This is a genomic window from Thermus sp. LT1-2-5 (genome assembly GCF_040363165.1).
Classification (GTDB): Bacteria; Deinococcota; Deinococci; order Deinococcales; family Thermaceae; genus Thermus.
Map to the genome: position 1 here is coordinate 347807 of NZ_BSRG01000001.1, position 14938 is coordinate 362744.

The window sequence follows — 14938 nt, forward strand, 5'->3', positions numbered from 1 at the left end:
TCAAGGATGAAGGGAAAGAAGACGCCTATCGCATGGCTTTTAGTCTTAGGACTCGCTTTTGTCCTGAGCCTGGCCTGGGCCATGACCCCAGCGGGGACGGCCATCAGCAACCAAGCCTCTGCCAGCTACATCGACTCCGCTGGCCAGCCCAGGACCACCACGTCCAACCTGGTCACCACCATCGTTCAGCAGGTCTATAGCTTCACCATCGCCCCAAACGGCACGGAAGCCAACCCGGGCCAGACCCGTAGCGGCTTGCCCGGGGCCCAGGTGCTCTTCAACTACACCGTTACCAACAACGGCAACGGCACGGACACCATTAACCTGAGTACCACCCAGGGCACGAACGACGGCTTTGACCTGCTCAACGTCCTCATCTACCTGGACAGCAACTGCAACGGCAACGTGGACGCCGGGGAAACCCAGGTGACCAACGTCACCTTGGCGGCGGGGACCCAAGCCTGCGTGATCGTGGCGGCCACCATCCCCGCCACCGCCACTAACGGCCAGTACGGCAACCTGAACCTCGCCGGCACCTCCCAGGGCGATACCACCGTCACGGACACGGACAACTGGGCCCGGACCACCGCCACCACCGCCGCCGCCCTCACTGCCTTCAAGGCGGCTTCCCCCAGCGGGAACGTGGCCCCAGGCGCCACCATCACCTACACCATCTCCGGGAGCAACACGGGCGGGAGCCCAGCCTACGGCTATTCCGTCACCGTGGACGGGCAAAGCAAGACGGGCATCCTGGTGGAGGACGTGATCCCCTCTGGCCTTGTGGTGAGCCAGATGCCCACGGGCTCCGCCGGCGCCGGCACCGTGCGCTACGTCTACTACGACGGCACCGCCTGGGTCACCCTCACCAGCAGCATGCTCCCCATCAGCGGCGACGGCACCAAGAAGATCGGCATGCTCATCGAGGGCACGGGGGCTTTCTTCCCGCAAGGGGCGCAGTACACCTTTAGCTTCCAGGCTCAGGTGCCTGCCAACGCCCCCTCCGGCTCCACCTACACCAACAGCGCCACGGTCCGCTTCGACGCCAACGGGGACGGCGACGCCAGCGACCCCGGCGAGTCCTTGGCCACCAACACCACCAGCAACACCGTGGGTGCCGCCTACAACGTGGTGGTGGGTCCCTACGGGTATCCCCAGGGCGGGGCGAGCGGTAGCTATGTCGCCGGCGGCTACACGGTGAACCAGAGCGGGGATACCCAAACTATCTCCTCCGCCACAGCGGGGACCACCGTCCTTTTCCGCCACACCCTGCGGAACACCGGGAACGCCCAGGACAGCTACACCTTGAGCGTTTCCGGCGCTCCTTCCGGCTGGACGTGCCAGATGGTGGCCGACGACCTCACCACCCCCATCAACGGCCCCGTGGGGCCGGTGAGCGCGGGCGGGGACTACAGCTTCGCCGTGAAGTGCAGCATCCCTGCCAACTACACGGGCGGTCCTGTGAACCTTACGGTCACCGCTACCAGCGTGAACGACCCCAACAAATCCGACACGACCCAGGACACGGTCCAGGCGGTGGCGGACGGGTTCCGGTTCGACCTCTACGGCGGTGTGAACGGCTACCCGCCCTACACGCAGGTCCAGACCTCCAACGGCACCAACTACACCTCTGACGACACCACGACCCCGACTCGCGTCATCTACCAGTCCGGGACCACCTACCCCTCCGCCAACCCCGGCGGCTCCGTGGTCTACCGCCTCCGGGTCAAGAACCTGAACCCCAACGGGCTCGCCGACAACTACCAGCTCATCGTTACCCCCCAGACGGGGAACTTCAGCAACGTCGTGGACAGCGTCCTCTTCTACGCCGACGCTAACGACGACGGCATCCCGGATGGAGCTCCCATCGCCAACACCGGCCTGGTGAACCCGAACCAGGAGTTCAAGTTCCTAGCGGTGGTCACCCTTAAGGGAACGGCTCCCCCGGGCGGCGTGGGTTTCAACTTCGAAGCCAAGAGCACCCAGTCCAGCGCCGAGCCCTTAGACTACGCCTACACCGAGATCTGGGTGAACCTCATCGCCCAGGTGACCCTGGACCCCGACCGCTCCGGCACGGTGACGAGCCCGGGCACCATCGTCTACACCCACACCCTCCTCAACAACTCCAACGCCCCCGCCCACTGCGATATCGCCGGCTCGGGCGGCGCCTACGGCTGGACCTACCAGTACTCCACCGACGGCACCAACTGGTACGGCGGCCTTGCGGACGTGTACGTGGCCCCCAACGGCGGCACCACCACCATCTACGTCCGGGTCATCGTCCCCGCTGGGGAGCCCGTGGGCCGCATCGACACCAATACCCTCACCGCCAACTGCGATGTGACCACCGGGACCCCCAACAACACCTACGACGCCACGGACGCCGCCACGGAAACCACCACCATCGTGGGCGGGGAGCTTAGGCTCACCAAGGCGGTGGACAAGGCAAGCGCTACGCCGGGCGAGAACCTCACCTACACCATCGTGGCCGAGAACATCGGCACCGGGAACCTGAGCAAGGTCATCGTCTCCGACCCCATCCCGAGCTACACCACCTTCCAGAGCGTGAGCGCCACGGCGTCGGGCTTCCCCGCCGGGGCCCAGGTCCTCTACTCCACGGACGGCACCACCTGGAGCACCTCCGCACCCCCCTCCGTGTCCACGGGCGGCGCGGTCTACGTGGGCGTGGACACGAACGGGGACGGCAACATCACCAACGCCGACGTGATGCCGCCCGCGGCTAGGATCACCATCACCCTGGTGGTGCAGGTGCAGTAGCCCCAAAGCCCGCCCCGGGGTTTCCCGGGGCGGGCCCTTTAAAAACCGAGAAACGCTTTTGAGAAGTGCTTTCACAAGGTTTTCATAGGGACCGAGGAGGGTGAATACAGATGAAGGGGATCAAAAGGCGGTGGAAAAGGAAATGGGAAGGCTTAGAAGGGGCGCTTGCCCTTTTCCTCGCCCTCCTCTCCTCCTTCGCCCTGGCCCTCACCCCGGCTGGCGCGGTGATCCGCAACCAGGCCCTAGCCCAAGTTGGGGAAGAGCGCTACCTCTCCAACGTCGTGGAAACGGTGGTAGAGGCCCTTTGCGTTCCCCTCCTCGGGCCTAACGGCACCCAAGCCGCCCCCGGCCTGGAAGCCCCCGGGAATCCGGGGGGTTACGCCTACCTCCCCTACCTCCTGAGCAACGGGGGTAACGCCCCCTTCACCTTCACCCTGGGGCACCTCCTGGGACCCCGGGACTTCGACCCGGAAGAGGTCCTCTTTTTCCAGGACTTGAACGGGGACGCTCTCCCCGATGGTGGCCCCATCCTCGAGGCTACCTTGGCCATGGGGGAAAGCCGCCGCCTGGTCCTGCGGGTGAAGCTCCCAGCCCAGGCCTCGGGAAGCCTCCTCCTCACCCCCTTGGCCCGCTGCCCGGGTGGGGAGGAAGACCGGGAGAACTGGGCTCGGGTGCGGGCGGCGATGGGTCCCGCCTTGCAGGTGGAAAAGGCCATGACGCCCACCGCCCTCCCTGGTGAGGAGGTGGCGGTGCGCCTAAGGGTGCGGAACCTGGGGGATGCGGAGGCCCGCAACGTCACCTTAGAAGACCTTCCCCTCCCCTTCCCCTTCGTGCCCGGCTCCGCCAGCGCCCCTAAGGGCCAGATCGCCTACTATGACGGCGCCAGCTGGTCCCCCACGGAACCCCCTTCCGTGCAGGGGGTGCGCCTCAGCTTGGCGCGGCTTCTTCCCGGGGAGGAAGCCCTCCTCACCTTCCGCCTGCGGGTGCCGGAGGGCACACCCCCGGGGGAGGTGGAAAACCGAGCGGTGGCCCGGGGCGATGGGGGCCCGGCGGAGGGCAGGGCCGTGACCCGGGTCCTTCTCCTCCACCGCCACCACCTGGGGCCCCAGGGCAACCCCCGGGCCCTTCCCGGCGGGGAGGGCTCTGCCGATGACCGCCAGGCGGGAAGGGCCCTGGCCGGGCAACCCTTCTGCTTCCTCCACACCCTGGAAAACGCCGGAACCGCCCCGGACAGCTACGCCCTGCGGGTGGAGGGGGTGCCCCAGGGCGTGAGCGCCTGGCTGGAAAACCCGGACGGCACGCCCCTACCGCTTTCCTTGGCCCTCGAGGCGGGCGCCCGCAAGGACTTCCGGGTCTGCTACCTAGCCCAAGAGGCGGCGAGCTTCACCGCCCGGGTGGTGGCCCGCTCCCAGGCCACGGGGGCGGAAAACGCCACCTGGAACAGCCTGGAGGTGGCCCCCAAAGGGACCCTCACCCTCCTCAAGGAGGCGGACCCCGCCCCCGGCACCACCCTGCGGCCTGGGCAGGAGGTGACCTACACCTTACGGGTGCAAAACGCCTTCGCCCCCCTTTCCCAGGGGGTGGTGGAGGACGCCTTGAGCCCCCATTTGGAGTTCTTGGAGGCTTCCCACGGGGGCGCCTACGATCCCGCGGGCCACAAGGTGGTGTGGCGCCTTCACCCCCTGCCCCTTGGGGAAACCCTCCTCACCCTGCGGGTGCGGGTACGGGCGGAGGCCCCGGACGATGCCCTGGTGGAAAACGCCTTCCTCCTCCGGGCCAAGGAGGTGCCGAACCCCGTGGCCTCCAACCCGGTGCGCCACCCCGTCTTCGGCGTGAACCTCCTCCTGCGAAAGGAGGTGGGCCCGAAGGAAGCCCGCATCGGCGACCTCCTCACCTACCGCCTCATCCTGGAAAACCCCTCCACCGCCCCCCTCACCGTGCGCCTGGTGGACACCCCACCCCCTGGCACCCGCTACGAGCCCGGCACCGCCCTCTTGGGGTGCGGGGAGAAGAGGCCCCAAGAGCCCGAGATCCTGGAAGGAAGGCTGGTGTGGGATGGGCTTTCCCTGCCCGGCGGGGGCCGGGTCTGCCTGGAGTACCGCCTCCGGGTTCTGCCCGGGGCCCCAGAGGAGCTGGTGAACATCGCCGAAGCCCTGGGGGTGAGCGGCCAGGGGGCGGTGACGGCAAGCGGTAAGGCCCAGGCCCTGGCCAAGCTGGGCCTTGGGCCCTTCGCCCTGGGCGGGGTGCTCCTGGGCCGGGTGTTCCTGGACCTGGACGATAACGGGGTCTATAGCCCAGGGGATATCCCCCTTCCCGGGGCCAGGGTCCTCTTGGCCAACGGCCTTCAGGCCCTCACCGACGCGGCGGGGCGCTACGCCTTCCGCCACCTGGCGGGGCTTCACCAGGTGATGCTGGATCCCGCCTCCGCCCCCTTCCCGCCCCGCCCCATGCCGGAAAACCTGGAGGAGGGGTATCGCAAGCGGGCCCTGGTCCAGGGGGCCACGGTGGTGGACTTCCCCCTCTGCCCCCCCAAGGGCTTCGTGGGGGTGGAGCGCTCCACCACCTTGCGCATGGGTCCCCTGGTGGTGGAAAAGCGTCTTCTTCGCCTCGGGGAAAAGCGGATGGTGGAGCTCCGCCTAAGGAGCGCCGAGTCTCTGCCCGAGTTCACCCTCACCGACCCTCTGCCCGAGGGAGGAGTCAAGACCTTCTCCTATCCCGAGTTCGCGGGGGAGGAAACCCTGGTCTACGAGGTGGAGGAAGCCCGCCTCACCGACCCCGAGGTGCGCTGGAGGTACCCATGAGGCGCTTGCTTTGGAGCTTGCTGCTGACCCTTTCCTGGACCCTGGCCCAAGGCGTGGAGCTCAGAACCACCCTGTTAGGAAGCGGCCTAGAATGGGAGCTAGACCAATTCCAGACCTGGCTCCTCCCCAAGGGGGAGGAGGGGCGGATCGTCCTCTACTCCCCCGGCTTTGACCCCGAGGACTACCGGAGCGCCCTAAAGGGCAAGCCGGAACTAGGGGATGAACGCTACGATAGGGGCCAAGGGGAGCTTCGGGCGATCTACGAGCTCTACCAGGGGGAAACCCTCCTGCGCCAGGCGGTCTTCGGGGTGGAGCCTCACCGGGAGGTGGAGCTCTTCCGGGGCAAGGTGCAAAAGGGGGAGGTCTACCGCCTGGTGGCCCGGTTCGAGGGCCTCGGGAAAAACAGCTTTCTCCTGCGGGCGGAAGGGTTCTCCTTGGAGCTCGACCCCAGGATGCAGGTGGTGGATGTGAGGACCCAGGGCCCGGGCCTCACCCTGCGGCAATTGCCCGGGGAGCGCAGGCAGTTCGTGGAATTCCTCGCCCTGGAGGCCCCTAAGGAACTCCTTCCTCTCCCTGTGCGCTTCTACGACGAGGACGGCCCGGAGGAGCTCCTCTCCCGGGTCCTTCTCCCCGACGGGCGCTTGGAAGAGCGCCCGGTTTCCGGGGACAGGGCCTGGGCCGAGTACACCGTGCGTTTCCCCGGCGTCACCCGCTTCTTCGTCGCCCAGCCCCCCACCGCCAAGCAGTACTCCAACACCCTCGCCTTCCAGGTGAAGGCTTGCCTGGTCCTGGCCGAAGGCCGCTTCCGGGCGGTGCCCCCGGGGCCTAAGGAGGTGCGGGTGGTGGACGGGGCGGGGAACCCCCTAGACCTCAAGCCCACCCTCACCGAGGAGGGCCTCGCCCTCCTGGAGCTTCCCCAGGGCTACCGCCTCCAGGAGGTGCGGGAGGAAGGCGCGGTGGTGGTGGAGGGAAACCGGGCCCGCTTCGGTTGCCCTGGGGGAAAGGTGACCTTTGTGGTGGAGGTGCCCGAGGCCAGGCTAAAGGTCCGGGTTCTCCTGGACCTGCCAGGGGACAGGCCCGGCGAAGGAACCCTCCTCCTCGCAGGGGAGGCCCGGCGGGTGGCGGGAGAAGCTCGCTTCACCCTGAGGCCCGGCACCTACCCCCTCACCTTCCAGGCGGAAGGGGCCACGGTGGAGGGCCCTAAAGAGGTGGCCCTCCTGCCCGGAGAGGAGAAGGAGGTGGTCTTCCGGGTGCGGCCCCAGGTGGCCCTGACCCTCACCCCCGCAACCCAGCGCCACCCGGAGGGGCAGGAGGCCCAACTTGTCCTCCGGGCCACCACCCCTTACCCCGGCCTCATCCCGGCGGAGCTTGCCCTGGAGCTTCCCCCCGAGCTAGAACCCCTCTCCCCCACCCGCCTCACCGGGCCCCTGTCCCGGGAAAGGCCCCTGGAACTGGCCCTGGGGCTCAAGGGTCCTGCGGGAAGCTACCAGATTAGGGGCAAGCTCCTTCCCTTTGGCCTCGAGAGCTCGGCCCAGGTGGTCTTCTTCCGCCCCGCCACCTTCACCCTCGCCAAGGAAGCCCTCACCCCCAGGGCGGCCAAGGGGGAGGAGGCCCGCTTCCGCCTCACCGTGGTCAACCAGGGGGACGAACCGGGTTGGGTGCGCCTCCGGGACCTGGGAGGGGTGGGCCTCGAGGGCCCCGGCCTGGACCAGGAGGTGTACCTGGAGCCCCGCCAGGGGAAGAGCTACGAGGTGGCCTTCCGGGTGGTGGGGGAGGGCGTCTTGGTGAACCGGGCGGAGCTCCTCCGGGGCGAGGAGGTCCTGGCCCGGGCGGAGGCGGGGGTGGAGGTTCTCCTGCCCAAGCCCGCCCTCAGCCGCGAGCTCCCCTTCCGCCGCTACCTGCCGGGGGAGGAGGTGGCGCACCGCCTGGTGGTGGAAAACCGGGGAGAGGCCCCCTTGCGCTACACCTTGGAGGACACCTGCCCTGACTTCCTGGAGCCCGCTGGGGCCCGGTTTGAGGGCACCTTGGCCCCGGGGGAGCGGCGGGTGCACACCTACCAGGCCCGGGTCCGCTTCGGGGAGGAGCGGGAAGGGGTGTGCCAGGCCACCCTGCGCCACGAGGGCGGAAGCCTGCAGGCGGAAGCTTCCTTGGCCCGGGTCCTCCTTCGGCTCAGCAAGGAAGCTTTGAAGCCAAGGGTCCTCGAGGGCAGCGAGGCGGTCTTCCTCCTCCGGGTGGAGAACCCGGCGGACCACCCCGTGCGCCTCCGCCTCCTGGACACGCCTCCCAAGGGGCTTGCCATGGAGGGCCTGGACTGGGAGGGGGAGCTTGGGCCCGGGGAGGTGAGGACCTTCACCCTCAAGGCGGAGGGCGTCCCCCCCGGGGCCCACGTGAACCGGGCCAGCGCCTTCATCGGGGAAACCCCCGCCGCCTTCCCCGCTGAAGCGAGCGTGGTAGGGCTTCCCCTCCTCGTTCCAGAGCGGCTTTCCGAGGTGCGCCTCCCCTTCCGGGTGGAGGGGGAAGGGGAAGGGCTCCTCCTAGCCTTCCCCGTGCCCGAAGGGGCGGAGTATGTCCCCGGTAGCGCCAGGCTCCTGGAGGGGGATAAGGCCCTCCCCTTGGAGGACCCCCTCACGGACGGGAAGGCCCTCTACTGGCGGCTTCCCCTGCTAAAGGAGGGGGAGGTGCGCTTCACCCTGCGCCACGAGCGGGCCCTGCCCCCCCTGGCCGAGCCCGGCCTCACCCTCGTGGCCGGGGGGCGAGAGGTGTTCCTGCAGGGCAAGGTGACCCTGGAGGACTACCGCAAGGCCAAGCCCCTCCAAGCGGAGCGGCGGGGCGTGATCCGCGAACCAAAGGATGGCGAGGTCTTCCGCGACCGGGAGGCCATCCGGGTGGTGCTGGAAGCCCCCTTGGGCCCCCTCACCCTCAAGGTGAACGGCAACCCCGTGGGCCAAGACCGCCTGGGCAAGGCGGAGCTGGACGAGGGCCGGGGCTGGCAACGCCTGGAGTACTACGGGGTGCCCCTGGCCGTGGGCCGGAACCTCCTGGAGGTGGAAGGGGTGGCCCAGGACCGCCTCGAGGTCTTCCGCGCCGGCAACCCCACCCGCCTCCGCCTCTCCCTCCTGGAGGCCAGGGCGGATGGGCGCACCCCCATCCGGGTCCTGGTGGAGGCCCTGGACGAAAACGGCATCCCCACGGGCTTCGGCCCCGTCACCCTCGAGGCGGACCTGGAACCGCTTAACCCCGACGCTTTCTTGGACATCTCGGGCTACCAAGTCCTCCTCAAGGACGGCCGTGCGGAGGTCCTCCTCAGGCCCCTCCTCGCCCCCAGGGAGTTCGGGGTCCGGGCCCGCTTCAACGAGCTCCAGACCCAGGCCAAGTTCTTCGCCGGGGAGCGCAAGGAAAGCCTCTGGCTCGCCCAGGGGAGCGTGGGGGTGGCCCTGGGGCGGAGCGTGGCCGGGCTTCGCTTGGAGGAAGCGAGGCTTTTCGGCCTGGCCCGGGCCTACGCCGAGGGCCCCTTCCTGGCAGGCCAGGGCCAGCTCGCCTTGGACACCGCCGGGGGCCTCTCCGCTAAGCTCTCCCAGGACCGCTTCCCCATCACCGGGGCCGCCACCGAGGCCAAGCGCCCCCTCACCTCCGACGACCCCATCGCCTTCCGGTACGACCAGGAAGCCTTCTCCCTAAGCTACGAGCGGGCGCCTTTGGGGGCCGGCCTCCCCGAGGCCACCGCCCTCCGCCTCAGCACCCGGGGCGAGGCGCGGCTCGAGGCCTTCCTCGGCCTCCTGCCCCGGGACCAGGTTCAGGAGGTGATCGTCCCAGATGGCACCGCCTTCTACCGCCTTTCCCGGAGGCCCAAGCCGGGAAGCCTCACCCTCACCCTGGTGGAAGGGGCCCGGGAAACCCCCCTGGTGGCCGGGAAGGACTACGTGGCGGACGAGCTCGGCAATCTCCAGCTTTCCCGTCCCCTCTTCCCCTCCACGCCTGATCTGGCCCCAGTGTACCTCCTCGCCCGCTACGCCCCGGAGGAAGCCCCCCGGGACCTCTTGGCCTACGGCCTCGGGGCGGTGTACGAGAAGGACGGGTTCCGCTTTGGGCTTTCGGGGGCATACCTGGGGGACTGGCGCCTTGGGGCGGAGCTGGGCTACGAGGGGGCGGGAAACCGCCTCTCCCTCAGGGGCAGCTACGCCCAGGGCCGCTTTGGCCTGGCCTTCGGGGCGGAGGCCCGGCTCGGGGCCTTCCGCCTGCGGGGGGACCTGCGGGCGGAGGACCTGCGCCAAGGGGTGGCGGCCCTTCAGGGCCAGGCCCGCCTGGCTTACGAGGAAGGCCCCCTGGGGGTGGCCCTGGAGCACGCCACCCCAGCCCAAACCGCCCTCCTCCTGGAGTACCGGCCCAAGCCCTTCACCCTAGGGGCGGGTCTTGGGTACCTCTGGGGCGAAGGGGCCTGGGCCCTCCTGGGGCGGGCGGGGTACGAGGAGGGGCGGGCGAGGCTCCTCCTCACCCACGCCCAGCCCTTCAGCGTGGGGCGGGCCGTGACCCGGCTGGACGCCGCCTGGCCCCTGGACCCTAACCTCAGCCTGGAGGGGGGCCTAAGCTACGCCTGGGGCGAGGGGGTAAGCGGGGTCTTGGGCCTGCGGCAACGGCTTGGGGACGCCAACCTGGCCTTGGCCTATGAGCTTCCCACCGCAAGCGGGGAAGGGAACCGGGCCCGCTTCGGGGTGGAAGCCCCCTTCCCCCTCACGGAAAGGCTTAGCCTGAACCTCTCCGCCGGCCTCGAGCGCCGCTTTGCCACGGGCGAGACCCTCACCGCCTTCGGCCTCGCCGCCCGCTACAAGGCGGAGGCCCTGAGCGCCACCTTGGGGGTAGAAACCTCCTCGGGCCAGGAAACCAAGCTGGTCCTGCGGGGCGGGGCGGCGGGGAGCCTGGACGAGGAGAACACCCTCTCCGCCGACTTCGCCTACCAGATCCTCCCTCAGGCTAGGGCCCGCTTCACCCTGGCCTACGCCCTTTTCGCCTCGCAGGTGAACCTCCTCACCTACCACCGCCTCACTTGGGAGGCGGAGCCCGTGCTGGAAGGCGAGGCTCTCCTCGCCTACCCCCAGCCCGGCTTCCAGCTCCGCCCCGGCTTGGCCTACCGGGTCAAGCCCCAAGACCCCACCGCCAACACCTACCAGCTTGGCCTCGGGGCTAACCTTTACCTCACGGAGCGCTTTGGGGTAGGCGGGGCGGCCTACTACCTCTTCCAACCCGGCACGGGAAGCGGCAGGTTGGTCTACAGCGTGGAAGGAAGCTTCCGGGCCTTGGAGGGCTTGTGGCTCAACCTAGGCTACGGCTTCGGGGAAAGCCTCCTTCAGCCCGAGGGTCTCTACCTGCGCCTGGACTTCTTTGGAGGTAGCCGATGAAGCGCCTTGGGTTTGCGCTCCTCTTTTCTCTAGCAAGCGCCCTGGCTCAAGTGGTCACCCCCTTCCAGGCCCGCTACGGCCCGGTGAACGAACGGGGGGATATCCTCCTAATTGGGAACACCCTGATGTGCGCTCCGAACTCATTACAGACGGCCTGTGATACAAGTGTGATGAACGATAGGAGTGCTAGCAACAATAGGCCTATGCTTTTTTTCCAAGCGGATCCCTCTGCTCCTACCTGGAATAATGGTCGGGGGGGAAGCAGCAACGCCACCTTAACCCTTCCGGCAGGGGCTCAGGTCCTTTGGGCCGGGCTCTACTGGGGCGCTCGGGCAGACCCCAATGCCAGCGGCCGAAACCAAATCTACCTAAAGGCCCCCGGAACCTCCTCCTACCAGCAAATCACCGGGATCCTCCTAGGTACGATTTCAGACCAAGGAGAATCCAACAGCCGGCCCTACGCCGCCTTCGCCAACGTCACCTCCATCGTTCAGACCAGAGGAAGCGGCACCTACTGGGTGGGAGGCATCCTCGCCCGAACCGGCAACGATGGCCTAGGCTTCTACGCCGGCTGGGCCCTGGTGGTGGTCTACCGCGACCCTAACACCACCTTTAAAAACCTGGTGGTTTACGACGGCCTTGCAGCGGTGAGCGCAGGAAACTCGGTAACCATCACCCCAAGCGGCTTTCTCACCCCCGCCACCGGGACCGTGAACGCCCGGGTGGGGGCAGTAGCCTTTGAAGGGGATGGCGGTATCGAGGGTGACCAGCTCTTGCTTAACGGCCAAGCGGTTACAGACGCGCAAAACCCCATCAACAACTTCTTCAATAGCTCCGTTTCCAACATGGGAACTCGCTTTACCAACAAAGTTCCAGACTTTATCAACCAAATGGCGGTAGATGTGGACCGCTTCGACGCCACGGGCAGGATCCCCAACGGCGCCACCACAGCAACGCTTTCCTTTACCTCTACTCAAGATGTCTACTTCCCCACCGTTCTCACCTTCGCTGTGGACATCTACTTCCCCGACCTCAAAACCACCTTCACCAAAACCGTCACCGATCTCAATGGGGGCCAGGTTCTGGTGGGAGACATCCTGGAGTACGAGATCAGCTTCCAGAACACGGGGTTAGACGGGGCCACCAACGTGGTCCTCACCGACCCCATCCCCGCGGGCACCCAGTACGTGCCGGGAAGCCTGCAAGTGGTGCAAAACACCGCTTCAGCCCCCACGGGCACCTTCACCGACGCCCCCGGGGACGATATTGCCGAATACGACGCCCAAAACGGGCGGGTGGTCTTTCGCCTGGGCACGGGGGCCACAGCGAGCCAAGGGGGTCTCATCCTCCCCGGGCAGGGAGCCAGGGTCCGCTTCCGGGTTCGGGTGCTCCCGAGCGCCGCGAACCAAAACGTGGTGAACACGGCGGAGATACGCTACAACGCCCAGACCCTGGGCACCGCCTTTACCGAAACGGCCTCGGCCGCCGCCTCGGTGACGGTGGTGGGCTTCACCCTCTCGGGCCAGGTCTACCACGACCGGGAGCCCAACGGCCTCAAGGCCCCGGCCGAGGACTGGTCCGACGGGGCCACGGTGTGGGTGAAGCTCTTCTCCGGCACCACCCTGGTGGCCGCCGCCCAGGTAGACCCGGGAAGCGGGACCTTCAGCCTCCAAGGGGTGGCCCCAGGGAGCTACACCCTGGTCCTGGACAACAACAATAGCGCTGGGGATACCACCCCCACGCCTCCCTCGGGGTGGCTCTTCGTAAACCCCGCTACGGGAAGCTTCTCCGTGAACGTGAGCGGCGACACCACCGGGCTCCTCTTCGGCCTCTTCCGGGGCTTTGTGGTGGAGGGGCGGGTCTTCCGGGACGATGGGCTTGGCGGCGGCACCGCCAACGACGCCCAGCAAAACGGCGCCGAGCCCGGCCTGGGCAACGTGGAGGTGCGGGCCACGGACGGCAGCAACACCCGGAGCACCCTCACGGACGGAAGCGGGTACTACCGGCTCTATATCCCCGCCTCCTGGGGGAGCGTCACCCTCTCCCACCCCCTTCGCCCCGCCACGGGCTGGAACGATGGGGCGGCGGCGACGAAGGTGGCGAGCTGGCAGGACGCCACCGCCCCCGCCTCCCCTGGGGCCACGGCGAGCCTGGGGCAGGCACAAAGCCTCTCGGGGCAGACCCTCCTGCGCAACTTCGGCGTGGTACGGGATGGCCGCCTCTACCCCGACGGCTCGGGCCAGACCAGTTCCCCGGGAACCTACACCTTCCGCCACTGGTACGCCCCCGGCACCCTGGGCACCCTCACCCTGAGCGCCGGCAACACCCCCCGCTACACCTACCAGGTGCGCCTGGACCTCAACTGCGACGGCGCCTTCGGCCCAGGGGAGGACTGGCAGGCCTTGCCCTATACCCTGAGCGTGGGGAGCGCCTGGCCCCGGGAGGCGGATGGGAGCCTGAAGGCCTGCCCCCTGGAGGTGCGGGCCCTGGTGCCCGCTGGGGAGCCCGCCGGGGCGGTGGACCTCTTCCTCCTCCGCTCTGCCTTGGCCTGGAGCGGCAATGCGGGGGTGGTGGGCGCGGATGGCCTCACGGATACCCTGCAGGTCACCGGGGGCGAGGTGCGCCTCACCAAGCGGGTGCGGAACGTTTCCCAAAACACGCCCTTCGGCACCACTGCCCAGGGGAAGCCGGGGGAGGTTTTGGAGTACTGCATCGCCTACCAGAACCTGGGCACTAGCCCCGTGAGCGCCTTCCTCCTCACGGACCCGGCTCCCTTCTTCACCGATCCCCTCACCGCCGTGCCGGACTACGGCAACCGGGCCATCCGCTGGACGGAGGGGAGCACCCCCTACTTCCTCACGGCGCAAAGCGGGGACGACGCCGGGGAGATCCAGGGGGGCATCGTGCGGGTGAGCGTGGGCACCCTGGCCCCAGGGGCCACGGGTGAGGTGTGCTACCGGGCGAGGATACGCTAGGAGCTAGCGAGGCTCTGGAGCGCTCTTGGGTAGGGTGCAAAAAGGGCCTGGGCCTCGAGGTAGGGCACCCCGTACCGCAAGGCCCAGGACTGGAGGAGGGCCAGGGGGGCCTCGAGGGGCACCCGCTCCTCCCGGAAGGCTCCAAGGAGCTCCAGGAAGTGGGCCTTTTCCTTGGGCGTGAGAACCATCTTGAAGTACCCGAAGGCGTGGAGAAGGGTGTCCGCCATGGGACCCAGGCGGAAGGGAAGGCGGGTGGCCTTCAGGAAGCCTTCCTCATAGGCCCGCCGCACCTCGGGGATAGGCTTCCCTCTAGCCTCGGCGAGGAGCCGCCCGAGCGCCCTGGCCCCCGCCTGGCTATAGGCCAGGAGGAGGAGCTTGTAGCGGGCGTGGAAGGCCTGGAGCCCCCCCAGGTCCTCCACCCGCCGGAGGCGGGCTAGGGCGAAGACCCGGGTGAAGAAGTGGGCCCGGATGCGGGCGCTGGAAAGCCGCCCTTCGTCCTCCTTGGGCAGGAGGGGAAAGGCCTCCTCCACCCGCTTGGCGAAGAGGCCGGGACCCCGGGCCACCACGCCCCCCTCCTCCGCCCGGGCGTAGACCTTGGCGTCCTTGAGGGCGCAGGTGGGGGAGCGGTTCTTAAGGATAAAGCCCTCCACCGGGCCCAGGGCCTCGAGGAAGCCCCGGCTGAAGGCCTCCATCCTTCCCGTGAGGTCCTCCCCCGTCTTGGGCTGGACCATCCTTGGGCCCTCCTCCCCCCGCACCAGGCGCACCGTGGGCCTCGGCACCCCCAGGCCAATCTCCACCTCGGGGCAGACGGGCACAAAGTCCACAAACTCCCTCAGAGCCGCCACCACCTTATCGGGGATGAGCTCCCCCGAGTAGCGCACGGCGGCGAAACCCAAACAGGCGCTCACCACAAGCCTGGGCCGGGGCCAGATGTCTTCCATAACCCGATACTTTATGCCCCTTTGGCGCCTTCGCCGTGGGCCACAAAACAAAC

5 protein-coding genes are annotated in these 14938 nt (G+C 68.4%); 4 read left to right on the forward strand and 1 reads right to left on the reverse strand.

Annotation, left to right across the window (positions count from 1 at the left end; genetic code table 11):
• Window positions 1-6: 6 nt before the first annotated feature.
• The 4 genes from ABXG85_RS01740 (at window position 7) to ABXG85_RS01755 (ending at window position 13944) form a co-directional block, all read left to right on the forward strand.
• Window positions 7-2775, forward strand: a complete 2769-nt coding sequence (locus tag ABXG85_RS01740) for a hypothetical protein (protein WP_353512010.1) — start codon at window positions 7-9, stop codon at window positions 2773-2775.
• A gap of 110 nt (window positions 2776-2885) precedes the next feature.
• The gene (locus ABXG85_RS01745; RefSeq protein WP_353512011.1) at window positions 2886-5576 is read left to right on the forward strand and encodes a hypothetical protein; all 2691 of its coding nucleotides are present in this window, start codon (window positions 2886-2888) and stop codon (window positions 5574-5576) included.
• Window positions 5573-10969 carry a hypothetical protein gene (locus ABXG85_RS01750; protein WP_353512012.1) on the forward strand — a complete coding sequence of 1799 codons (5397 nt, stop codon included), beginning with the start codon at window positions 5573-5575 and terminating at the stop codon, window positions 10967-10969. Before ABXG85_RS01745 ends, ABXG85_RS01750 begins: the two co-directional genes overlap by 4 nt.
• Before the next feature lie 203 nt (window positions 10970-11172).
• Complete coding sequence (locus ABXG85_RS01755; RefSeq protein WP_353512013.1) at window positions 11173-13944, forward strand: hypothetical protein; 2772 nt, start codon at window positions 11173-11175, stop codon at window positions 13942-13944.
• Here ABXG85_RS01755 and ABXG85_RS01760 read toward each other — a convergent pair.
• Window positions 13941-14885, reverse strand: a complete 945-nt coding sequence (locus ABXG85_RS01760; protein ID WP_353512014.1) for a YbgA family protein — start codon at window positions 14883-14885, stop codon at window positions 13941-13943. The two genes, ABXG85_RS01755 and ABXG85_RS01760, sit on opposite strands and share 4 nt — an antisense overlap.
• Between the last annotated feature and the right edge of the window lie 53 nt (window positions 14886-14938).

Excerpts from the sequence above, each read along its gene's own strand:
- ABXG85_RS01740 (WP_353512010.1), top strand. The coding sequence starts at position 7 with ATGAAGGGAAAGAAGACGCCTATCGCATGGCTTTTAGTCTTAGGACTC.
- ABXG85_RS01755 (WP_353512013.1), top strand. The coding sequence starts at position 11,173 with ATGCTTTTTTTCCAAGCGGATCCCTCTGCTCCTACCTGGAATAATGGT.
- ABXG85_RS01750 (WP_353512012.1), top strand. The coding sequence starts at position 5,573 with ATGAGGCGCTTGCTTTGGAGCTTGCTGCTGACCCTTTCCTGGACCCTG.
- ABXG85_RS01760 (WP_353512014.1), bottom strand. The coding sequence starts at position 14,885 with ATGGAAGACATCTGGCCCCGGCCCAGGCTTGTGGTGAGCGCCTGTTTG.
- ABXG85_RS01745 (WP_353512011.1), top strand. The coding sequence starts at position 2,886 with ATGAAGGGGATCAAAAGGCGGTGGAAAAGGAAATGGGAAGGCTTAGAA.